We start from the raw sequence: 21,885 nt of genomic DNA on the forward strand, positions 1-21,885 counted from the left end.
GATCAGCCCGCGGCCGCCTGCTTGAACGCCTCTTCAGGCGTCGCCTGCCCGGTCAGGGCGAGCTGGATGGCGGTGTAGATCTCGGTCGCGGCCTCCGGCCACTCCTCGCCGAGCTCGCCGGTGCGCGAGCGGGCGTTGGCGACCTGCTCCGTGAACGCGGCCATCTCGGGGACCTTCGCGACGTACTGCTCGGCCAGGGCCGTCTTCGTCGGGACGGTGAAGCGGGCCTCCGCGAGGGCGAGCTGGTTCTCGTCACTCGAGATGCACTCGACGAACTTCGCCGCCTTCGCCTGCTTGTCCTTGTCGCCGGTCACGGGGACGGTCCAGACCTCGCCACCGAGCGGGGCGACAGGTGTCTGGCCGGCCTTGTTGACCGGAACCTGCACGCTGCCGTACTTGAGGTTGGTGTCGGCGCTGAGGGCCGGAATCTGCCACGGGCCGTTGATCATCATCGCGGCCTTGCCGGCCATGAACTGGTCGTTCACGTCGGCCTGCGACCAGTTGATGACGCTCTTCGACGCCGAACCCGAGTTCACGAGGTCGACCTGCAGCTGGAGGGCCTCGGCGACGGCGGGCGTCGTGAGGTCGGCCTCGTCGCCGCCGTTGGTCCACATGAACGGCAGGAACTGCCAGCTGCCCTCGTAGGTGGCGATGGAGCTGAAGGCGAGCCCGTAGGTGTCGCCCTCGGTCAGTGCGGCGGCGGCCGTCTTGAGCTCGTCCCACGTGGTCGGCGGGGTGATGCCCTTCGCGGCCAGGAGATCCTCGTTGTAGAAGAGGCCGAGGGTGTTGACCGTCGGCGCCAGGCCGTAGACCTCCCCCTCGTAGCTCGCCGCGTCGAGGATGCCCTTCGCGAAGCCCGAGGTGTCGACGCCGTAGTCGCTGAGCGGCGAGAGGCCGCCGGTCGCGGCGATCTCCTGGACGTCCGGGTTGTCGAGCATGAGGACGTCGGGCAGCGTCTTGGACGACGACTGCTGGAGCACCTTCTGGATGAGGTCCTTGCCGGGGACGGTCTCGCGCTTGATCTTCACGCCGACGTCGTCCGCGCACCGGTCGAGGGCGTCGCCCACGAGGGTCTTGTCGGGTTCGTTGTTGTAGTAGTCGAGGATCGTGAGGGTGCCGGCGTCGCCTCCGGCCGCCGCGCCACCGCCACCGCTGCACGCGGTGAGGGCGAACGGGGTGATCGCGAGGATCGCGAGCGATCCGAGCACATGCGGCCGACGGATGATGCGTGGCCGGGTGTCGCGGGTGGTCGTGGATCTCATGTCATGGCTCCTTTGCCTGGTGAGTGGTGTTCGTGATGCGGTGGTGATCGTGGTGCGGTGGGTGGTTCGGTCAGTGGTCGAGTGGGATCCAGGCGGCGCCTGCGCCGGCGCTCGCCGAGACCGCGGTGAGCACGCGCTGCACCAGGAGGCCGTCGGCGAAGCCAGGTTCGGGCGCCCGGCCGGCGGCGAGGTCACGGGCGAGGTCGGCGACCTCGTGGACGAAGGTGTGCTCGTAGCCGAGACCGTGTCCGGCCGGCCACCAGGCGTCCGCATACGGGTGGCCGGGTTCGGTGACGAGGATGCGCCGGAAGCCCGCCTCCTCGGCGGGGAGGGTGTGGTCGTGGAACTGCAGCTCGTTCATGCGCTCGAAGTCGAAGACGAGCGATCCGTCGGAACCGTCGATCTCGAGCCGCATCGCGTTCTTGCGACCGGTGGCGAAGCGGGTGGCCTCGAACGTCGCCAGGGCGCCGCCGTCGGTGCGGGCGATGAACACGACCGCGTCGTCGACGGTCACCCGCCCGGTGAGGGGTTCCGCCGCGTCGCCATCCTCAGGATCGTCGCCCGCGGTGGCGCTGAGGCCGCTCGACGAGGTGGGGAGCGGCCGCTCGGTGACGAAGGTCGAGGTGAGGGCGCTCACGCCGGTCAGCTCCTGCCCGGTGATGAACCGTGCGAGATCGATGATGTGGGCGCCGAGGTCACCGAGCGCACCGGAGCCGGCCTGGTCGGCGTCGAGCCGCCAGACGAGCGGGAACGTCGGATCCGCGATCCAGTCCTGCAGGTATTGGGCCCGGATGTGACGGATCGTCCCGAGGCGACCGTCGGCGACGAGCCGTCGTGCATAGGCGAGTGCGGGGGTGCGCCGATAGCTGAAGCCGACCATCGCGTGAACGCCGCGCGCCGCAGCTCGCTCGGCCGCGGCGTTCATCCGCTCGGCCTCCTCGAGCGTGTTCGCGAGCGGCTTCTCGCACAGGACGTGGATACCGGCGTCGAGTGCCGCGATCGCGATCTCGGCGTGGAGGTGGCCAGGGGTGCAGATGTCGATCACGTCGATGTCGCCGCGGCTGAGGAGCGCTCGCCAGTCCGTCTCGACGTCGGCGATCCCGAACCGGTCGGCGAACGCGCGGGCAGCGTCGGCATCGCGACCGCTGACGGCGACGAGGTCGACCCCGCGGCCGAGGTCGAAGAAGCGGGGAGCGGTGGTCCAGGCCTGCGCGTGGATCGTGCCCATGAAGCTGTACCCGACGATCGCGACGCGCAGTGGCTGCTCGGAGCGGCGGTCCTCCGTGGTCGGTACAGGCATCAGCACGGCTCCTTCGCCGGTCGAGGTCGGATCGCGCAGACCAGAAAGTTAACCGGTTTACTGCGCGCTTCGGGAACCAGCATGCACCGCGCCGCCGGAGTCGTCAAGGAGCAATTTAACCGGTTTACCGAATCGTGATCCGTGAGAGACTGACCGGACAGCACCGCACCTGAACGGGGATCCATGGCAACGATGCGTGACGTCGCGCGACTCGCAGGGGTCTCGGTCGCCACGGTGTCGTTCGTCGTCAACGATTCGAAGCCCGTGTCCCCGGCCACTCGACTGCGGGTCGAGTCGGCGATGGTCGAGCTGGACTTCCGCCGGAACGCGGTCGCCCGCGCGCTCGCGAGCCGGCGGACCCGCATCATCGCACTGCTGTTCCCGGTGCTCCAGCATCGACTGTCCGACAACGCGGCCCGCTTCTTCACCGGTGCTGCGGAGGCTGCCGCCGAGCTCGGGTACACCGTCGTCCTCTGGCCGGAGCCGAGCGACCCAGACGCGCTTCGCGAGTTCACCTCCGACGGCCTCATCGACGGCGTCATTCTCATGGAGGTGCGGCTCGACGACCATCGGGTCGACCGTCTGCTCGCGGCCGGGACGCCACTGACGCTCATCGGTCGGACGCGCGACCCCTCCGGTCTCGACTACGTCGACGTCGACTTCGAGGGGATGGTCGAGTTGTCCATCGACCGCTTGCAGGCTCTCGGTCACCGGGAGTTCGCCCTGCTCGAGGAGGTCGAGCGGGCCGACCTCGACGGTTACGGCCCGGTGATCCGCGTGCAGGAGACCTTCCACGCCGTGTGCGCGGCCCGTGGACTCCGCGCTCGGACGCTCCAGTGCACTCCCGATCCGGCCGGTGGTCGCGAGATCGCGGCGGCCCTCCAGGAGGAGGCGCCCGAGGTCACAGCCGTCCTCGTGCTCAACGATCGGGCGGCCCTCGGTTTCGTGAGCGAGCTCGGCAGGCGCGGCGTCTCGGTCCCCGACGACCTGTCCGTCGTCCTCGTCGCCTCCACGCGAGAGGTGTCGGAAGCGGCCGACCCGGCACTCGCCGTCACGTTGCTGCCCGCCGCCCAACTCGGCAGGATGGGCGTCGAGACCCTCATCGGCCGTCTCGACGGCACCCTCGGTGAACTGCGTCACGAACTCGTCATGGGCGCCTTCCTCGAGGGCGCGTCCCTCGCGCCGCCGCCCGATTGAGTCATCTCGTCGCGTGCATGGCCCGCGAGCGACCGGTCACTGCACCTCAGGGTGCCGGGAGGACTCCGCCGCTCGGTTCGCGATCGCCCGGTGCCGTGCCTGCCCGATCAGTGATTGGGTGTAGCCGACGCGGTTCATGGTGTCGTGTCGGGCGAAGTCGGTCGAGATCGGGACCTGCTCGGTGTAGGTGTACGGGCCGGCCTGGACGTTCACGGAGACGAACCCTGAGACACGCCTCTCCTTCGCGAACAGGAACAGCAGGCTGAGGAAGAAGAACCAGATCAACACGATGACCAGCACGATGGCCCACGCCGGGGTGTGGGTGGTCGTCGAGGTCTGATCGCTCGACGTCACGTTGACGTCCGCGAGTGGCCACGTGCCGGCGGGGGTCATGATCACGTCCTCAGTGACCCTGATGTTGCCGATCTGGACGAGGAGGGGCTGTGGCATCGGCGGGAGCGGGGTGGTCATGGGCATCGACCATAACCAATCGGTTCAGACCGCCGCCGAAGTTCTCCACAGCCCACGATGGAGTGGAGGCCGGGTCGCGGAGCCCCGTCCCCGTCACGGTCGTTGGAGGCCGATCCGCGGGTAGAGCGCGCGGAGCGTCTGGTCCAGCCCGCCCGTGAGCGAGCTGGCGCCGTGGTCGCCACCCGGTATCGCGAAGGTCTGGACCTTCCAGCCGGCCGCCGTCGCGGTGGCTGCGGCGCGCCGCATCATGTCGGTGTAGACCGCGTCCGCCGTCCCCGCGGAGAAGAACGCCTCGGTGTCGACGTACGTCGTCTTCGCCATGATGGTCGCCGGTTTGATCGCGTCGTACGCGTTCTGGTCGCCGTTGAACATCACGCGCAGGTTGTCCGCCGGGAGGCCGGCTCCGGGATACTCCTCGCCCGAGACACTGACGACGTTGCCGAAGGTCTGCGGGTACTTGGCTCCGTAGTAGATCGCACAGCTGCCGCCGGCCGAGTACCCGGCGACCGTCCAATCCTTCGGCGACTGGAGGATGTGCAGGTTCGCCTTCGCCCACGGGAGGACGTCCTGCGTGACGTAGGTCTCCACCTTCCCGTACCGCCCGTCGATGCACAGCGGATCCACGGAAGGGTCGCCGAGCTGGTCCACGACGAGCGCGATGGGGGCGAGCCCCTGGTGGTCGGCGGCGATCGCGTCGAGCGCCTCGCCGATCCACTTCGCGTCGGGGTCACCCGGTTGTCCCATCATCATGAGGACGAACGGGAGCGCCGGGGGATCCTTCACGAGTGCGGCGGGTGGGTAGTAGACCTGCGCCGGGCGGGCGTTGAACCCGGAGTTCGTGTTCGGGATCCGGTCGCCCGTGGGAAGCGGGCCGAACCTGCCTGTCTTCGGCAGATCGGCCGGCGGCTTCCACGTCTCGTACAGCGGGCGGGCCGGATCGCCGGTGGGCGTGCTGGTCGGCGTCACGAGGGTGATCGGCTTGCGGTTCTGGACGTGGAACATCGACCCGAGGGTGGTCTGGACACCGTACGCGCCGTTGACGCCCAGCACCGCGGTGGCGCCGAAGACGAGGATGCACGCGACGGCGATGACGCGCCGCTGCCATGAGACGCGCCAGCAGATCGTCAGGACGGCGAGCGCGATGCCGGCGAAGACGCCGATCAACCAGGGCTCCGCGGAGCGGATCAACGGCCCGCCGAAGAGGTTGAGCACGTCGAAGACCAGCCACACCGTCCCCAGGGCGAGGAGCGCGCCGGCCAGGAGGGCGATGGCGGCGCTCAGGTACCACAGCAGCCCGGACCGACGGATGACGAGGTACAGCAGGCCGGCGATGCTGAGCCCGTCGAGCACCCAGACGAGTGGACCGTCGATGACGTCGAGGTTCCACAGCCAATCCATCGATGCTCCATCCTGCGTACCGCGATGGTTGCCAGGCTAAGCGGCCGCCCTGAGCGGGACAAGGGCCGTTGGGCGTCCTCACGGGCTCGCCCATAGGATTGAGGGGTTCCGGGAGCGGGCGCCAGCCAGGCGTCAGCACCGGAAGGTACCGCCGCGTGGCAAGCGGCACGGAGGATCCACACCCATGGCAGAGCAGTCCCATCTCGAGTCCGTCATCACCCTGGCCCAGCACCGCGGCTTCGTCTTCCCGTCGGGAGACATCTACGGCGGCACGCGGTCTGCGTGGGATTACGGGCCCCTGGGTGTCGAGCTCAAGGAGAACATCAAGCGCCAGTGGTGGAACGCGTTCGTCCGTGGCCGCGGCGACATGGTCGGTCTCGACTCCGCCGTCATCCTGCCCACCCCGGTCTGGGAGGCGTCCGGTCACGTCAAGGTCTTCAGCGACCCTCTGACCGAATCGCTCATCACCCACAAGCGGTACCGGGCCGACCACCTCTTCGAGGCGTACGAGGCCGAGCACGGCCACCCGCCGGAGAACGGCCTCGCCGACATCCCCGACCCCGAGCACCCCTCGAAGGTCGGCCAGTGGACCGAGATCCGTCAGATGTCCGGCCTCCTGAAGACCTTCCTCGGCGTCGTCGACGACGAGTCCGGTCTCCACTACCTGCGTCCCGAGACCGCCCAGGGCATCTTCACGAACTTCGCGAACGTCCTGCAGACGGCCCGCAAGAAGCCGCCGTTCGGCATCGGCCAGATCGGCAAGGCGTTCCGCAACGAGATCACGCCCGGTAACTTCATCTTCCGCACCCGCGAGTTCGAGCAGATGGAGATCGAGTTCTTCGTCGAGCCCGGCACCGACGACGAGTGGCAGCAGACCTGGATGGACCTGTGCTGGGCCTGGTTCATCGACCTCGGCATGACGCCCGACAACATCCGTTGGTTCGAGCACCCGCAGGAGAAGCTGGCGCACTACTCGAAGCGCACCGTCGACATCGAGTACAAGTTCGGCTTCGCCGGAAGCGAGTGGGGCGAGCTCATGGGCGTCGCGAACCGCACCGACTACGACCTCAAGGTGCACGCCGAGCAGTCCGGCAAGGACCTCAGTTACTTCGACCAGGCCAAGAACGAGCGGTACATGCCGTACGTCATCGAGCCGTCCTTCGGTCTGACCCGTGCGCTCATGGCCTTCCTCGTCGACGCGTACGAGGAGCAGGAGCTGCCGCCGAACGCCAAGGGCAAGATCGAGAAGCGCACCGTGCTGCACCTCGACCCGCGTCTCGCGCCCGTCAAGGTCGCCGTGCTGCCGCTGTCCCGCAACGAGGCGCTGTCGCCGCTCGCCCGCCAGATCGGCGACGAGCTGCGCGGCTCGTGGAACATCGACTTCGACGACTCGGGCGCGATCGGCCGCCGCTACCGTCGTCAGGACGAGATCGGCACCCCGTACTGCGTGACCGTCGACTTCGACTCGCTCGAGGACAACGCCGTGACGGTCCGCGACCGCGACAGCATGCAGCAGGAGCGTGTCGCCATCGACGAGCTGTACGCCTACCTCGCCACCCGCCTCAAGGGCGCGTAGGCCTCCGCCGTTTCACCCGAACGCCCGCTCGCCCATGTTTGGGCGAGCGGGCGTTTCTTCGCCCAGAAACGGGCGAACGGACACGGATGGCTCGGGCTAGGCGTTGCCGAGTGAGGTGTCGAGGAACGCGAGCGTCTTCACCCAGGCGTCGGCGGCCGCGTCCTCGCGGTAGGTGATCGTGTTGGTGTCGTTGAAGAAGGCGTGACCGGCGTCGGGGTAGACGGTCGCGGTGAACTCGACACGCGCGTCCTCCATCGTCGTGGTCAGCTCGGGCAGGCTCTGCATGAGGCCCTCGTCCTGGTCGCCGTAGAACGCGAGGACCGGGCAGGCGATTCTCGTCACAGCCTCGGGCTCCGGCGGGTAGCCGTAGAACGGGACAGCGGCGCGGATGCGGCGGTCGGCCGCGGCGAGCGCGAAGCTGTAGCCGCCACCGAAGCAGAAGCCGACGACGGCGACGCGCCCGTCGATCCCCTCCTCGTCGAACAGGGCGTCGACGGCCTTCCCCAGGTACCCGAGCGCCTCCTCGGCGTACTCGGGCGACTTCGAGGCCGAGAGCTTCTCGCGCAGCTTCGGCTGTGCCGCGGTCCTCGTCGCCTCGTCACTGTTGAAGACGAGGCTCTCGAGCTCCGCACCGATCTCGGGTGTGACGCCGGCGCGACTCAGGATGTCGGGCGCGATGACGAGGTACCCCTCCGCGGCGAACCGGTCGGCGACGTCGGTGATGTGCGGGACGAGGCCCCAGATCTCGTGGATGAGCACGAGCCCGCCGCGGAGCTCGACGCCCTTCGGCGGATCGGCGCGGTAGGCGGTGAGGCCCTTGGTCAGCGTGATGGTCGTCATATCGCCAGTGTTCCAGCCGACCCTCCGCACCGGCTGGGGGTTGCGCTGCCCGCGAGTTATCCACAGATTCCGAACGAGCAACCGAACTGATGTTTCAGATGACTACAGTCGAGCTGTGGCGTGCCCACGGGACAGCTCTCCTCACCGCGAGGTGGCCCCTGGACCTCGACCTACTCCGCTCGGAGTCGTCGACATGCCGACCTGCCCCCTCGTTCCATCCGCGATCAACACCCTCGGAGGTTCTCTCGTCGTGCCCGTTCGACCACTCGCCATCGTCGGCCTGTCCGCCCGCTTCGGTGGCGCGGCAGACGCCCACCAGTACTGGCGCAACATCCTGGCGGCCCGACGCAGCGGCTCCGCCGTCCCCCGCTCGAGATGGGATCACGCCTCCTTCTTCGCGCCGCACGACCCCCGAGCGGTGCATCACGCCTACTCCGACCAGGGCTCCTTCATCGACGACGTCGAGCAGTTCGCGGCACGGCACTTCCGCATCCCACCCAGCCGGGCGCACGCGATGGACCCGCAACATCGCCTGCTCCTCGAGGCAGCGCGAGCCGCCTGGATCGACGCCGGGTTCGAACGTCGTCGCATCGACCGGTCGTCCATCGGCGTCTTCGTCGGGATGGCTGCGAACGATTACCGCGAACTCTCCTCGCTCCGCATCCGGGCGCAACTCCTCGGCGACGACTCGGTCCACGCGGAACACGCCGGCCCCGACCTCGCGGCGGCGATGGGCGCGCGCGTCGCCGGTGTGCGCCCGTTCCACGCGTTCTCGATGCCGGGATGCCTGCCGAACATGGGGCCGGCGCTGGTGAGCAGCACGCTCGACCTCGGCGGCCCGAGCTTCGCGGTCGACGCCGCGTGCTCCAGCAGCCTCGTCGCGCTCCACCAGGCGATCGCCGCCATCCGGTCCGGGCAGTGCTCGGCGGCGCTCGTCGGCGGCGTCAACCTGAGCCTCGTCCCGGATGCGATGGTCGCCTTCTCCCGGATCGGTGCGCTGTCACGGAGCGGGGTGTGCCGACCGTTCGATGGCGACGCCGACGGATTCCTCCTCGGAGAGGGCGTCGGCATGATCGTCGTCAAACCGCTCGAGGCCGCCATCGACGACCACGACGACGTCTACGCGGTCATCCGCGGCTCCGGGGTGTCCAACGACGGCCGGGCCGAAGGGCCGATGACGCCGACGACCGACGGACAGCTGGCAGCGCTCCGCCGGGCCTACGAGGACGCCGCTGCCGACCCCGCCGACCTGGGCGTCGTCGAGGCGCACGGCACGGCCACCCCGGTGGGCGACCGCACCGAGCTGGAATCGCTGGCGGCGCTGCGTCGTCTCGGGACATCGCCGCACCGGACCGCCACGGTCACGGCGGTGAAGGCGCTCGTGGGGCACACGATGGCGGCGGCCGGGATCGCCAGCATCGTCAAAGCAGCGCTCATGGCGAGGCATCGGGTCGTCCCCGGGCAGCCCCGCCTGCGTTCCGAGGCGCACGCCGAGACCCTCCGAGACGGCCGCCTTGCGCTCGCCTCCCGCACCATCGACCCGGGCGACGACGGTCTGGGCCTCATCGGCGTCAGCTCGTTCGGGTTCGGCGGCACCAACGCGCACGTGGTGCTCGAATCACCGGCGACGCGAGCAGGTCGAGTCCGTCGGCGTGCCGCTGGGGGAGCGGCCGACGAACCGCTCCCGCACCTCCTCGTGTTCTCGGCCGCCGACCCCACGCTGCTCGGCGAGCACCTCCGTGCGGTCCTCGCCGTCCTCCACGCCGCCGACGCACCGTCCATCGCCGGCCTCGCACGGACCTTGAGCTTCCGCTCGCTCGCGAGCACCCGTCTGGCGATCGTGTGCCGCACCGCCGCCGAGCTGATCTCCGGGCTGTCGGCCGCCGTGGAGCAGCTCGCTAGCGGAGCCACCGGGGTGATCTCCGCGGACGTCTGCACCGGTGTCCGTGTCGACGAGGCCGCTCGGCGGATCGCCTTCGTCTTCCCCGGGCAGGGTAGCCAGACCCCGCGGATGCAGACTGACCTCCTCGACCGGTTCCCCGCCTTCCGTGCAGCGGCCGAGACCTTGAACGAGCAGGTGCTCGACGAGACCGGGGTCGATGTGCTCGCGGCGCTCTCCGCGGCCGACGCCGACACCCCCTCCGGAGTCGACCGTCTCACGTCCACCGAGGTCTGCCAACCCGCGCTCGCGGTGACGGCGCTCGCGGCCGTGGCGCAGTTGCGCGAGATCGGCGTGGAGCCCGACCTCGTCATCGGGCACAGTGTCGGTGAGCTGCCCGCCCTGGCGACGGCGGGCGCGCTCGAGGCGCCCGCCGCCGTGCGGCTCGCCGCGGTCCGCGGACACCACATGCGGTCGGCTGCGACGCGACCCGGCGACGGCATGACGGCCCTCGGCTGCGACGCCGAGCGGGCCGCAGCGCTCCTCAGCGGCATCGACGACGCGTGGATCGCGGCCGCCAATGATCCCCGGCAGACGGTGGTGAGTGGAACCGGCGAGGCCCTGCGCACCGTTGCGGAACGGTGCGTCGAGCACGGGGTGTCGACACACCCGCTGCGCGTCGCCACCGGGTTCCACTCGCCCCTGCTCGAGCCGATCCGGCCGGCCCTCGTGGCGGACCTGTCGCGATTCCGGCCTCGCGCGCCGCAGGTGCAGCTCGTGTCGACCGTGACGGGCCGCGCGGTGGAGACGAGCGAGGAGCTGGGCCGTCAGCTCGAGGAGAACGTCTTCTCCACGGTGCGGTTCCGCGAGGCGATCGAGTCGGCGTCCGCATCCGACGTCGGTGTCTACGTCCAGATCGGTGGGGGTTCGGCGCTGGTCGGGTCCATCCGGCGCTCCCTGGGCGATGCGCCCGAGGTGCACGTCATCCCGAGCAGCGCGTCGGCGCCGGACGGCGCGGCGACCTTCCTCCGACTGCTCGGCCGGCTGACGGTGCTGGGCGCCGACCTCGACCTGTCATCGCTCGTCCCGCCAGACACCGCGGGTGTGGCGCTGCCGATCGCGCCGCTGCCGGCCGAGCCGTACTGGGTCGTCCGACCGGACGCCTCCGACCCGACGACCACGCCCCGAGTACCCACATCCGAACCGCACCGACCACCCTCCCCCGTCGAACAGGATCCCCACTCCATGCGTCACAACCCCCGCGAACTGCCGTCCTCCCCGCTCGCCGGACCACCGTCGGCACGACCGCCGATCCAGCCGCGAGCCGCCGAGGCGCAGGCCGACCACCTGCCCGGACTGCTCGCCCTCATGAACCGCCAGCTGAGCCTCATCGAGGGGTCCGGGCGGGCCGATCACGCGCCCGCATCGACGGATCCGTTCCGCTGGTCCACGGAACCCGGCTCGCCGCAGGCGGAGGTGGTCGCCCGGATGGGCCTCGCAGCCTCCCGGTCGCATCGCGCCGAGTCCGACGCGGTCATCCTCGGCATGGTGTCGCGCATCAGCGGGTTCCCGCTGGACCTGATCCGGCCCGACATGCACCTCGTCGAACAGCTCGGATTCGATTCGCTGATGATGCGTGAGCTGATCACCCAGCTGCACACCGAGTGGCCATCGTTGCCGACCCCCGCCCAGCTCGGCGAGCGCTTCGCCGGGCGGCCCACGGTGGAGCAGGTGCTGGACGGCGTCGGCTCCCTGCTGCACCCGTTCGCCGAGGAGCCGCAGCACCGGCTTCCGCGGGTCGAGACGGAACCGGTGGCTGCCGCTTCCCCGGCGCCGGCCGACCGCCCGACCCGATGGACCGAGGCCGACGCCCGCATCGAGTGCTTCCCGGAGGCGGTCGCCATGCGGGAACGCCGGCAGCAGACCGACCGCAACCCCTACTTCCTGCTCCATGAGGGGATCATCGACGCGACGACGACGATCGGCGACGCCCAGCTCGTGAGCTTCTCGAGCTACAACTACCTCGGTGTCACCGGCCACCCCGTGGTCGCCGAGACGATCGCCGACGCCGTGGCCCGATACGGCAGCTCGGTGTCCGCCAGTCGGTTCCTGTCCGGTGAGCGCCCGATCCATGCCGAGCTCGAGCAGGAGCTCGCCGACCTCCTCCAGGTGGAGTCCGCGCTCACCCTGGTGAGCGGCCACGCGACGAACGTGAGTGTCATCGGGCACCTGGTGGAACCGGGCGATCTCATCGTCCACGACAGCCTCGCGCACGACAGCATCATCCAGGGGGCGAAACTCTCCGGAGCCACCCGGCGGTCCTTCCCCCACAACGACCTGAACGCGCTCGACGACCTCCTCGGCGCGATCCGCGGCGGGTTCCGCCGAGTCCTCATCGTCGTGGAGGGCGTCTACAGCATGGACGGCGACCTCGTGCCGCTCCCGCAGCTCATCGAGCTGAAGCGGCGGCACGGCGCACTGGTGCTCGTCGACGAAGCGCACAGCATCGGAACGGTCGGCGCGAACGGGGGCGGGGTCGGCGAACACTTCGGCGTCGACCGCTCGGACATCGACCTCTGGTGCGGGACGATGTCGAAGTCGCTCGCCGGATGCGGCGGCTACGTCGGGGGCACCGCCGCGGCGATCGATTACCTCAAGTACTCCGTGCCCGGGTTCGTGTACAGCGTCGGCATCACCCCGGCGAACGCGGCCGCGTCGCTCGCCGCCCTCCGGCTCATGCGCGACGAGCCCGAGCGCCTCAGCCGCCTGCGGCAGAACGCCGACCGCTTCCGCGAGACGGCCCGGGCCGCCGGCATCGACATCGGCGACAGCGCCGACTCGCCCGTCGTGCCGTGCATCGTCGGCAGCTCGGAACGGGCGCTCGCCCTGGCGACGGCGCTCTTCGACCACGGCTTCAGCGTCAACCCGATCCTGTACCCGGCCGTACCGGACGACCAGGCGCGGCTCCGCTTCTTCATCACCGCGGAGCACACCGCCGAGCAGATCCAGCGGGTCGTGGACATCACGGCATCCGAACTCAACCGCATCACCCACGACATCGAGGTATCCGCATGACGAACCACTCCAGAACGACTCCCAGACGACGGGCGGTGATCACGCTCCTGATCGGCCTGGTGTTCGCGATCGTGGCGAGCATCGCGGGGGCCGACGTCCTCGACAACCTCAAGACGGGCGGGTTCGACGACCCGCAGTCCGACTCCGTGGCTGCAGCGGACGTGCTCGCCGACCGGTTCCCCGGCAGCGACCCGAAACTCGTCCTCGTCGTGGACGTCTCCGACGGACTCGACAGCGCCGCCGGCAGGGAGGCGCTCGACGACATCGTCGGCGCTGTTGACGATGTGGACGGCGCCAGCGTCACCGGCTCCTACGCCGACGCGGAGCAGCTGCGGAGCGACACGGACCGCGGCGTCGTGCTCGTGGCGCTCGCCGGAGACGAGGACACGGTGCAACGCGCGACCACCGCGCTCCGCGGGACGATCACCGAGGAGGTGACGTCGGCCACGGTCCGGTTCGGCGGCATCGCGGGGATCAACGACGACCTGAACGCGCAGGTCAAGACGGACATCATCGTCGCGGAGACGATCGCCATCCCGATCACCCTCGTGCTGCTGTTCTTCGCGTTCCGCGGTGTGGTGGCCGCGCTGCTGCCCGTCGGCGTCGCGGGCGTCACGATCCTCGGTTCCCTCGGCCTGCTGAACGTGGTCGCGCAGCTCACCTCGGTCTCCCTGTTCGCAGTCAACCTCGTCACCGCGTTGGGCCTCGGACTCGCCATCGACTACTGCCTGCTGTTCCTCACCCGCTATCGGGACGAACGCTCGGGCGGAGCCACCGACGAGGAGGCGTTGCGGATCGCTCGGCGGACGACCGGCCGGACCATCGTGTTCAGCGGCGTCGTCGTCGCCGCGGCGCTCGCCACGCTGATGCTGTTCGACCAGTACTTCCTGCGCTCGTTCGCCATCGCGGGACTCGTCATCGTGGCCTGCTCCGTGGTGGGCGCGGTCGTCCTGCTGGCCGCAGCCCTCACCCTCCTGGGTCGCCGGATCGACTGGGGCCGTCTGCGCTCGCGGCGCCCGGCCGGGGCCGAGGGTCGGTTCTGGTACCGGGTGGGCGACCACGCGTATCGCCGTCCGTGGTTGGCGGTGCCCGTGATCGCGCTGCTCATCGCCATGGCCGCGCCGTTCGCGCACGCGGAGTTCGGGGTACCCGACGAACGAGTGCTCCCCGCCGACGCCGAGAGTCGTGTCGTGGCGGACATCATGCGGTCCGACTTCGACGTCGCCGAGGCGGACGCCGTCTCCGTCGTCACCGAGGACTGGGCGGGGACGGACCGCGAGCTCGAGGAGTACGCCACCGGACTCTCCTCGATCACGGGCGTCGAGGCCGTCACGACGTCCCTCGGCAGCTTCGTCGACGGACGCCTCGTCGTCCCGGCCGACGCGCGGACGGAGCAGCACTTCCGTGACGGTTCGGCGCTCTGGCTGCAGGTCGCGACCGACGTCGTCCCGTACTCACCCGAGGGCTCGGAGCTCGTCCGCGACGTCCGTGCGGTGGACCCTGGAGCCGGCTCGACCGTCCTGGTCGGTGGCCTCGCGGCACAGATGATCGACATCGGTGACTCCATCTCGGCGCGTCTGCCGTTCGCCGCCGCGGCCATCGCGCTCATGACGCTGATCATCCTCTTCCTGTTCACGGGGAGCGTGCTGCTCCCGATCAAGGCGCTGGTGCTGAACGTGGTCGGGCTGGTCGGCATCCTGGGCGTCATCGTGTTCCTCTTCCAGGACGGCAACCTGTCGGACGTGCTCGGCTTCACCCCGTCGCCCATCGCCATCTCGATCCCGATCCTGCTGTTCTGCATCGCCTTCGGACTCTCGATGGACTACGAGGTGTTCCTCCTCGCGCGGATCCAGGAACGGTTCCGTGCCACGGGCGATCTCGCGGAGGCGGTGCGGAGCGGGCTCGGTGCGAGCGGCCCGATCATCACGGCCGCTGCGGCGATCCTCGCGGTGTCGTTCTTCGCCATGGCGACCTCCGGGGTGTCGATCATCAAGATGCTCGGCATCGGTACCGGTATCGCGATCCTCATCGACGCCATCCTGATCCGCGGCGTGCTCGTCCCGGTCTTCATGCGCGTCGCCGGACGATGCAACTGGTGGGTGCCGCGGTGGCTCGCGGCGATCCACCGTCGCATCGGGATCACGGAGGGCTGAGTGGACGCGCGGTTCAGCGGCCTGTCGGCCGATGACGACCTCTCGGCGCTCGTGTCCGAGGCGGCTCGTGCGGCGAACGCCCACAACACGCAGCCGTGGGGCGTGGACTGTCAGGGCGACGAACTCGTCCTCCGCCGGGATCGCACTCGCACCCTCGGCGCGAGCGATCCGCGAGGACGCGACACGATGCTGTCGTTCGGGGCGTTCGTCGAGTCACTCCTCATCTGTGCGGCGTCGGCCGGTGTCGGACTGCGCTTCGAGGCCTCCACCGGCGGTGACGCGGAGACCGATGAGGTCGGCCGGTTCTCGCGCCACCCGGAGGGCTACCAGACGACGTTCTCCTCGGCGGACGTCCGTGGACGACGCGTCTGGCGAGGGCGATGGCGGGACGGCGCTCCTCCGCCCGACGTCCTCACGGCGGCCGCTGCGGAGGCGGAGCGTGCGGGGTTCCGGCTCGTCTCGATGCCGACCCGGGACGCCCGTCCGTTCCTCATCCGAGCCAACCGGTGGTTCTTCGGCGACGCGGCGATCGTCGCCGAGCTCCACCGGTGGACCCGCCTGTCGCCGCGCCACCCCGACTACGGCGAGGACGGACTCAACGACGCGATGCTCGTGCTGTCGAAGGTCGAACGAGCCGGCCTGCGGACGCTGATCAGCCCGCGGGTGTTCCGCGCGCTTCGCGGCGTCGGGCTGCCCGGGTTGTTGGCGAGGATGTCGGCCTCCGCGACCCAGGGCTCCGGCACCGTCCTCGGCGTGGTCAGTCCCACCGAGGCCCCACAGGAACTCGCCGCTGGGCGACTGCTCGCCCGGCTCTGGCTCGGCTTCCAGCGCCACGGCCTGTACGTGCATCCCCAGAGCGCGCCGCTCGACTGTCCGGAGACCAGAGCCATGCTCGAAGAACGCTGGCAAATCGCCCGGGACGAGCAGCTCGTCGCCTGGTTCCGGGTCGGCATCCCCGCCTCGGACCCCGCGACGCGCTTGGCGTCCCCGCGTCGATCGAGTGGCTGAATCCGCAGCCGCGGTCGTCGACGCTCTCCGGATGCAGGTGCCGTCGGGCGTCGTCGTCTCGGCGTCCGTCGGCACCGCACCCGGGCCGTTCGGGGTCCGTCCGACTCAGGCTCTTCGGAGCACCGAATCCCGCTCGGCGCGCGACTGCGCCAGGGCGGCACTCGCGATGCTCGGCCAGCGCTCCACGGACATCCCGACGGGGGAGGGCGGGCAACCGGTCTGGCCGACCGGCGTCGTCGGGAGTCTCTCGCACTGCCCCGGCTTCACGATCGCAGCCGTCGGTCACGTCGGTGTCGCGAGCGCCATCGGGATCGACGTCGAGGTGCACCGGCCCGTCCGTCCCGCCGTCGCGGCGACGATCGTCTGCGGGGATGAGGCGTCCATGCTCACACGGCTCGCCTCGAGCCATCCGACCGTCGCGTGGAGCGCCGTGTTGTGGAGCGTCAAGGAGAGCGTCTTCAAGGCGTGGTACCCGCTCACCGGCCGATGGGTCGACTACACGGCGTGTGAGGTGGTGATCCACCCGGATCGGGGCTCGTTCGATGCGCGGATCGTCGTGTCGGCCGGCCCGACCGCGCGCTCGACCACGCCGCGCACCTTCACCGGCCGGTGGTCGGTGGTGGGCACCCACCTTTGCAGCGTCGTCATCGTCCCGGCCTCGCAGCGACAGGACGGGTGATCGGCTGTTCCGGTCGGCGCGGGTACCGTTGAGGACGATGTCGTCGACCGCAGGAGGAGGGGCCATGTCGGACGAGGAACGGACGACGACGGACTGGCGTGCAGTGGCCGCCGCCCTCGCGAACGACGACGCCCGGACGGTGTACGCGCAACTCGTCCTCGGGCAGGAGCCCGACCTCGGCGCCACCCAGCGTGCTGTGCGGCGAGCCGAGCAGAGCGTCCAGACGTTGTCTCGGGCGGGCCTGTTGGATATTGACGGACGTGCTTCGGGCAGGGTGTTCCGGGACCTCCTCGCGGCCGCCGCACCGCCGAAGCGCGAAGGGATCGACCGCTTCCTGGTCGACGGTCGGATCGTGCAGTACCCGTCGAATCCGGACGAGCGGCAGGCGCTGTTGCAGCGCGTCGCGGCATCAGTGCTCGAGCCTGGTGAGGTGGTCGACGAAGCCGAGATCAACGAGCGGTTGTCCGCGTTCCACGACGACGTCGCGGTGCTCCGGCGGTACCTCGTCGACGCGCAGCTCGTCGAGCGCACGCGTTCGGGGACCGAATACGCGCTCGTCACCTGAGGAGGCCGCCCTTCGACAGACTCAGGGACTGGTGCGCGCGACGGCGGCCCTCTTCCGGTCACTGAGCTTGTCGAAGTGCGCACGAGGGGCTTGCGGGGCCCTTCGACAGGCTCAGGGACCGGGTTGGGGGGCTCGGGGACCAGGCGGGAGGCTTTGGGGACCGACGGGAGGCTTAGAGACCGGGCGGCAGGCCCGCGGCCGGCGTCAGGCGCGGATGTCCTTCGTGAGCTCCTCCACGAGGGCGGCCCGCTGCTCGCGGGTGGACGGCCGACCCTCGGCGTCGGGACGCTCCTGCCACGGGAACGGTCCCGAAGCGCGGCGGTACTCGACCCCGAGGGCGTCGAGGCGGGCGAGGTGCTGCTGCAGCCGCGCCTCGAAGCCCGCGAGGTCGCGCTCGCGGCCGACCCAGGCGACCTCGGCGAGGGCGCACAGCCGCGGGTATGCCTGGTAGTCGATGACGCGGGCGGAGTCCATGTGCTCGGTCCAGATGTTCGCCTGCACCCCGATGATGTGCTCGGCCTGCGCCTCCGTCAGCTCAGCCGGCACCGGCTCGAAGGTGTACACCTCCGCGACGGTCAGCGGTGGCCCGACCGGGATCGGCTCACCCGGCAGCTCCGACTCGCGGTAATCGAGGTAGACGCGGTCGTCCGGGCAGGCGATGACGTCGTACCCCTGGCGTGCGGCGGCGACCGCACCGAACTCGCCGCGCCATGAGGCGACGGTCGCGTCCTTCGGCAATCCGCCGCCCTCGAGGATCTCGTCCCAGCCGTACAGGCGTCGGCCGGCGGCGCACAGGTGCGCCTCGAGTTGGCGGATGAACCACGCCTGCAGCGCTTCGACGGAGTCGAGCCCGCGCTCGGCCATGAGGGCTTGCGTTCGAGCGCTCGCTGCCCAGCGGGTCTTCTTCGCCTCGTCGCCACCGACGCCGATGAAGGTCGATGGGAAGAGCTCCATGACCTCGTCGAACACGGTGCGGAAGAACGCGACCGTCTCCTCGCCCATGTCGAGGATCGCCTCGTTGATGCCCCACCTCGTCCACACCGACGGCTCGTCCGCGTCCTGCGCCACATCCGGCACGCCCAGCTCCGGGTACGCGGCGATGATCGCTCGCGCATGACCGGGCAGGTCGATCTCGGGGACGACCGTGATGGACCGCTCAGCGGCGTAGGCGACGATCTCGCGCAGGTCGTCCTTCGTGTAGAAGCCGCCGTGCGGGCGGCCGTCGCCGGGAGCGTGCCGTGCTGCGCCGTGCTGGCTCTCGGTCCGCCACCCGCCGACCTCGGTCAGCTTCGGGAAGGCGTCGATCTGGATCCGCCAGCCCTGGTCGTCGGTGAGGTGGAAATGGAGGACGTTGAGCTTGTGGCGCGCGGCGAGGTCGATGAACCGCAGCACGTCGGACGTGGGGAGGAAGTGCCTGGCCACGTCGAGCATGACGCCGCGCCACCCGAAGCGCGGGGCGTCGTCGATGGTCGTCGCCGGGACGGTCCAGTCGACGCCGGGGACGAGCGCACGGCGGTTGACCGCAGGGGGAAGGAGCTGGGTCAGGGTCACCGCACCCGAGAACGCGCCGGAGGCGTCGGCGGCGACGATGCGCACACCGTCCGCGTCGACCACGAGCCGGTAGCCGCCGGCCGCGACGGTGTCGTCGTGGATGAACGCGATGCTGTCGGTCCGCAGGTCGATCCGTGCGTCGAGGTCGAACCCGGTCGACGTCTGCAGCACCCCGCGCAACCAGCGGGTCGCGGCCGAGAAGCGGTGGTCACCGCCGAGCCCGGTCGTCTCGCTCAGCGTGAAGGCGCCGTCGTGCTGCTGGATGGACACGGGCAGTGGAAGCATCGGTGGTTCTCTCCTCGAGTGCTGATGGGCCGTTCTCAGGACATCTGCGGCGCGGCTGGCCGGGAACCCGGTGACACGCCGGAGGACTCCTGAGAACGGTCCCGGATGGTGGAGGTCAGGATGGGCGGTCGACGAGGGTGGTGAGCCGGTCGGCGATCAGCGTATCCGAGACGACGGTGAGCGGCGACTGACCGGCCTCGGCGGCGAGCTCGGCGATGCTGCGGCCGACGAGCTCGCGGAGGTCGGGGTGCGACACCTGCGCAATGCGCACAGCGGACCAGTCGACGCGCTCGTCGAACGGCGGCTCGGCGAAGGCGCGTTCGAGTTCGTCGACGATGGCGTCGTCCCGGAGACGGTCGATGACGGCGTCGCCGCCACCGCCCGTCACCCAGGTGGGCAGCAGGGCGGTGAGGGCGGTGCCGCGGAGGACGCCGCCCGGGAGGATGGTGCCGGTGCCGTGATCCATGGGCCGCTCTCCAGTCGTCGGGCGATTGCGCATGTTGCAACGGGGGTTGCGTCAATGCCCGACAACTGTAAAGGGTCCGAACAAACGTGTCAACGATGTGGAGACGGGGTTGCGGGGGAGGGTTGCTCGGCACTTCGACAGGCTCAGTGACCGGTGGAGGCGGCTCGGTGACTGGGGAGGCGGCTAAGTGGTCGGAGGGTTGCTCGGCACTTCGACAGGCTCAGTGACCGGGGAAGGGTGGGCCTCGTGACCGGTTGCCGGTGGGCCAGCGAGCGGGGAGGGCAGATCGGCACTTCAACAGGCTCAGTGACCTGGGATGCGGCTCAGTGACCGCGGGAGGGCGGCTCGGTGGCCGGGGGAGGCGGGCTCGGTGACCGGACCCGCCCGGCTCAGTGACCGGGCGGGTCCGGGCCCGGCGGCCGGGCGGGCGGCTACTCCACCAGGCGGAGGCGGACCGCCATGAACTGGCGGCCGGGCAGGTCGACCCGGACGGTACCGGTGTACGTGCCGGGCAGAGTCTCGACCGTCATGTTCCAGGTGTCCAGCACGTCGACGTGGAACTCGCCCTCGGGAAGGAAGACGTTGCGGAACCGCGGCCGGTTGAAGCCGAAGTAGCCGATGACGTACCGGCCGGCCACCCCGCCCCACGGCACGTCCCAGTCGCCGGGGAGCGGGTCGAGGACGCCCGTCGGGGACTCCGCCGAGATGCGCTCCAGGAATGCGATGCGGTCGGGACTCGAACCGATGAGCGGACCGCCCTTCGACCAGAACAGCTCCTCCCGGTCGTTGAGGTAGGTCTCGCCGTGGCCGACGTAGCCGCCGCGGATCGCGCCCTCCCAGAACCGTCGCACCATCTCCTCGCCGGTGATGTTGCCCCAGCCCTGGTCGATGTCGCCCTCGTAGGCGCACTCGTCGATGACGATCGGCTTGCCCCACTGCTCGCGCCAGGCGTCGGTGTTCTCCGCGGTCCGGTAGACGTCGACGCGCTGCACGCTGCAGTGCGTGATCCAGGGCTTCGCGTAGTCGTAGAACCCCTGGCAGTTGTGGATGGAGTTGAGGTGGCCGTGCGGGTCCTCCGCGCCGACGACCGCCGCGAGCCGCTCCCAGTCGTCGTTCGTCTTCGCCCAGAGCAGGTCGTACTCGTTCGCCATCGACCACCACACGTTCGCGAACGCGGTGAGCCGGCGGACGGCGTAGCGGAGGTACCGTTCGTCGACGGCCGGACCGAGGTCCGCGAAGCCCCAACGGTCGTAGGCGTGGAAGAGGATCAGGTCCGCCTCGATGCCGAGCGCGCCGAGCTGGTTGATGCGCCGCTCGAGGTTCGCCCAGTACTTCGGGTCGAAGCGCTCGTGGTCGAACCCGTCTGCGAGTGAGCCGACGAAGGGGAACGTCTCCGGCTCGTTCGCGTTGTAGAGGTACGACTTCGGGAACACGCACATCCGGATCTTCGTGAACGGCGCGATCTCCAGGGCGCGGAGCGTCTCCTCCTGCAGTTCCTCGAGCTGGTGCGTCCAGGCGTAGGCGGTCGTGCCGAGCGGGCGATGGCGGGTGCCGTCGGCGTGGGCGAAGTGGAAGCCGTCCACGCGCACCGGTCCGTGGCTGCCCGTCGCCGCGGCCGACACGGTGAACGCGCCTGCGACGCCGTCGAGTGATCGGGCGGTCGAGCTCGTGGTGAACGACCACTCGCCCTGCTCCTCGGCGAGCAGCCGCACCAGGTACCGGCCGTCGCCGTCGTAGAACCCGCCGACGGTGAGCTCGCGTGCGCCGTTCGTGAACGTCGCGCCGAGTTCCACGTCGACGAACGGGTTGCCGTGCGACGGCCCGTCCAGCCGGATCTCGACGACGCCGTACTGCGGGACGTCGCCGGGGACCGTCAGGGTCGCCGAGCCGCGCGGGACGTCCTGGCCCTCGTAGTCGGGAGCGGGCTCGATCGCGGCGCCGTAGGGTGCGCGGGCGTCGGGACCGTCGTCGACCTGTGCGAGCGCCGCCCAGAGACGATCCTTCGCCGCATCGTCCTGCAGCTCCGGCACGATCGCCGACAGCTGCCCGAGACGGATGCTGCGGAACTGCTTGGCCATCGGCGAGGCGGCGATGCCGGGCAGGAACTGCTCGAGGACGGTGCGACCCGCCGGGCTCTCGATGACGTCTCCGAAGGCGGAACTGCGGTCGAACATGGATCT

The 21,885-nt window shown here is 70.1% G+C and carries 15 protein-coding genes; 7 read left to right on the top strand and 8 right to left on the bottom strand.

The window, feature by feature from the left end; translation table 11 throughout:
• Positions 1-2: 2 nt before the first annotated feature.
• A complete protein-coding gene (locus tag EAO79_RS04650; protein WP_082916064.1) occupies positions 3-1,262 on the bottom strand; it encodes an ABC transporter substrate-binding protein in 1,260 nt (419 codons plus the stop codon).
• Between the two features lie 70 nt (positions 1,263-1,332).
• A complete protein-coding gene (locus EAO79_RS04655; protein ID WP_124767974.1) occupies positions 1,333-2,562 on the bottom strand; it encodes a Gfo/Idh/MocA family protein in 1,230 nt (409 codons plus the stop codon).
• Between the two features lie 183 nt (positions 2,563-2,745).
• Between EAO79_RS04655 and EAO79_RS04660 the strand changes: the two genes are divergently transcribed.
• Positions 2,746-3,759 carry a LacI family DNA-binding transcriptional regulator gene (locus tag EAO79_RS04660; RefSeq protein ID WP_241160986.1) on the top strand — a complete coding sequence of 338 codons (1,014 nt, stop codon included), beginning with the start codon at positions 2,746-2,748 and terminating at the stop codon, positions 3,757-3,759.
• A gap of 36 nt (positions 3,760-3,795) precedes the next feature.
• On the opposite strand, the gene EAO79_RS04665 is transcribed toward EAO79_RS04660, so the two are convergent.
• Complete coding sequence (locus tag EAO79_RS04665; RefSeq protein ID WP_124767976.1) at positions 3,796-4,230, bottom strand: hypothetical protein; 435 nt, start codon at positions 4,228-4,230, stop codon at positions 3,796-3,798.
• 93 nt (positions 4,231-4,323) lie between these two features.
• Positions 4,324-5,628 carry an esterase family protein gene (locus EAO79_RS04670; RefSeq protein ID WP_124767978.1) on the bottom strand — a complete coding sequence of 435 codons (1,305 nt, stop codon included), beginning with the start codon at positions 5,626-5,628 and terminating at the stop codon, positions 4,324-4,326.
• Between the two features lie 184 nt (positions 5,629-5,812).
• Here EAO79_RS04670 and EAO79_RS04675 point away from each other — a divergent pair, with 184 nt between their 5' ends.
• Entirely contained in the window at positions 5,813-7,204 is a 1,392-nt protein-coding gene (locus EAO79_RS04675) for a glycine--tRNA ligase (protein WP_064295424.1), read from the top strand.
• A 96-nt stretch (positions 7,205-7,300) separates the two neighbouring features.
• Here EAO79_RS04675 and EAO79_RS04680 read toward each other — a convergent pair whose 3' ends face one another.
• Positions 7,301-8,044, bottom strand: coding sequence for a dienelactone hydrolase family protein (locus tag EAO79_RS04680; protein WP_124767980.1), 744 nt, complete (start codon positions 8,042-8,044; stop codon positions 7,301-7,303).
• 250 nt (positions 8,045-8,294) lie between these two features.
• Here EAO79_RS04680 and EAO79_RS04685 point away from each other — a divergent pair, with 250 nt between their 5' ends.
• The 5 genes from EAO79_RS04685 (at position 8,295) to EAO79_RS04705 (ending at position 17,403) form a co-directional block, all read left to right on the top strand.
• Positions 8,295-12,998: a type I polyketide synthase gene (locus EAO79_RS04685; protein ID WP_164486894.1), complete on the top strand. Its 4,704-nt coding sequence runs from the start codon at positions 8,295-8,297 to the stop codon at positions 12,996-12,998.
• Positions 12,999-13,033: 35 nt separating this feature from the next.
• Entirely contained in the window at positions 13,034-15,151 is a 2,118-nt protein-coding gene (locus tag EAO79_RS04690; RefSeq protein ID WP_164486895.1) for an MMPL family transporter, read from the top strand.
• A complete protein-coding gene (locus tag EAO79_RS04695; protein WP_124767986.1) occupies positions 15,152-16,159 on the top strand; it encodes a hypothetical protein in 1,008 nt (335 codons plus the stop codon).
• On the top strand, positions 16,152-16,838 hold the full coding sequence (locus EAO79_RS04700; protein ID WP_124767988.1) for a 4'-phosphopantetheinyl transferase: 687 nt from the start codon (positions 16,152-16,154) through the stop codon (positions 16,836-16,838). The genes EAO79_RS04695 and EAO79_RS04700 overlap by 8 nt, the downstream gene beginning before the upstream one ends.
• Before the next feature lie 64 nt (positions 16,839-16,902).
• The gene (locus tag EAO79_RS04705) at positions 16,903-17,403 is read left to right on the top strand and encodes a DUF2087 domain-containing protein (RefSeq protein WP_124767990.1); all 501 of its coding nucleotides are present in this window, start codon (positions 16,903-16,905) and stop codon (positions 17,401-17,403) included.
• A gap of 204 nt (positions 17,404-17,607) precedes the next feature.
• Here EAO79_RS04705 and EAO79_RS04710 read toward each other — a convergent pair whose 3' ends face one another.
• The 3 genes from EAO79_RS04710 to EAO79_RS04720 all read right to left on the bottom strand — a co-directional run bounded on the left by EAO79_RS04710 (position 17,608) and on the right by EAO79_RS04720 (position 21,879).
• The gene (locus EAO79_RS04710; RefSeq protein ID WP_124767992.1) at positions 17,608-19,239 is read right to left on the bottom strand and encodes a beta-N-acetylhexosaminidase; all 1,632 of its coding nucleotides are present in this window, start codon (positions 19,237-19,239) and stop codon (positions 17,608-17,610) included.
• A gap of 115 nt (positions 19,240-19,354) precedes the next feature.
• A complete protein-coding gene (locus EAO79_RS04715) occupies positions 19,355-19,705 on the bottom strand; it encodes a hypothetical protein (protein ID WP_079704496.1) in 351 nt (116 codons plus the stop codon).
• 431 nt (positions 19,706-20,136) lie between these two features.
• Positions 20,137-21,879: a DUF5605 domain-containing protein gene (locus EAO79_RS04720; protein ID WP_124767994.1), complete on the bottom strand. Its 1,743-nt coding sequence runs from the start codon at positions 21,877-21,879 to the stop codon at positions 20,137-20,139.
• Positions 21,880-21,885: the final 6 nt, after the last annotated feature.

It is taken from the genome of Plantibacter sp. PA-3-X8, assembly GCF_003856975.1.
Taxonomy (GTDB): Bacteria; Actinomycetota; Actinomycetes; order Actinomycetales; family Microbacteriaceae; genus Plantibacter; species Plantibacter auratus.

Excerpts from the sequence above, each read along its gene's own strand:
- EAO79_RS04650 (WP_082916064.1), bottom strand. The coding sequence starts at position 1,262 with ATGAGATCCACGACCACCCGCGACACCCGGCCACGCATCATCCGTCGG.
- EAO79_RS04655 (WP_124767974.1), bottom strand. The coding sequence starts at position 2,562 with ATGCCTGTACCGACCACGGAGGACCGCCGCTCCGAGCAGCCACTGCGC.
- EAO79_RS04660 (WP_241160986.1), top strand. The coding sequence starts at position 2,746 with ATGGCAACGATGCGTGACGTCGCGCGACTCGCAGGGGTCTCGGTCGCC.
- EAO79_RS04665 (WP_124767976.1), bottom strand. The coding sequence starts at position 4,230 with ATGACCACCCCGCTCCCGCCGATGCCACAGCCCCTCCTCGTCCAGATC.
- EAO79_RS04670 (WP_124767978.1), bottom strand. The coding sequence starts at position 5,628 with ATGGATTGGCTGTGGAACCTCGACGTCATCGACGGTCCACTCGTCTGG.
- EAO79_RS04675 (WP_064295424.1), top strand. The coding sequence starts at position 5,813 with ATGGCAGAGCAGTCCCATCTCGAGTCCGTCATCACCCTGGCCCAGCAC.
- EAO79_RS04680 (WP_124767980.1), bottom strand. The coding sequence starts at position 8,044 with ATGACGACCATCACGCTGACCAAGGGCCTCACCGCCTACCGCGCCGAT.
- EAO79_RS04705 (WP_124767990.1), top strand. The coding sequence starts at position 16,903 with ATGTCGGACGAGGAACGGACGACGACGGACTGGCGTGCAGTGGCCGCC.
- EAO79_RS04710 (WP_124767992.1), bottom strand. The coding sequence starts at position 19,239 with ATGCTTCCACTGCCCGTGTCCATCCAGCAGCACGACGGCGCCTTCACG.
- EAO79_RS04715 (WP_079704496.1), bottom strand. The coding sequence starts at position 19,705 with ATGGATCACGGCACCGGCACCATCCTCCCGGGCGGCGTCCTCCGCGGC.
- EAO79_RS04720 (WP_124767994.1), bottom strand. The coding sequence starts at position 21,879 with ATGTTCGACCGCAGTTCCGCCTTCGGAGACGTCATCGAGAGCCCGGCG.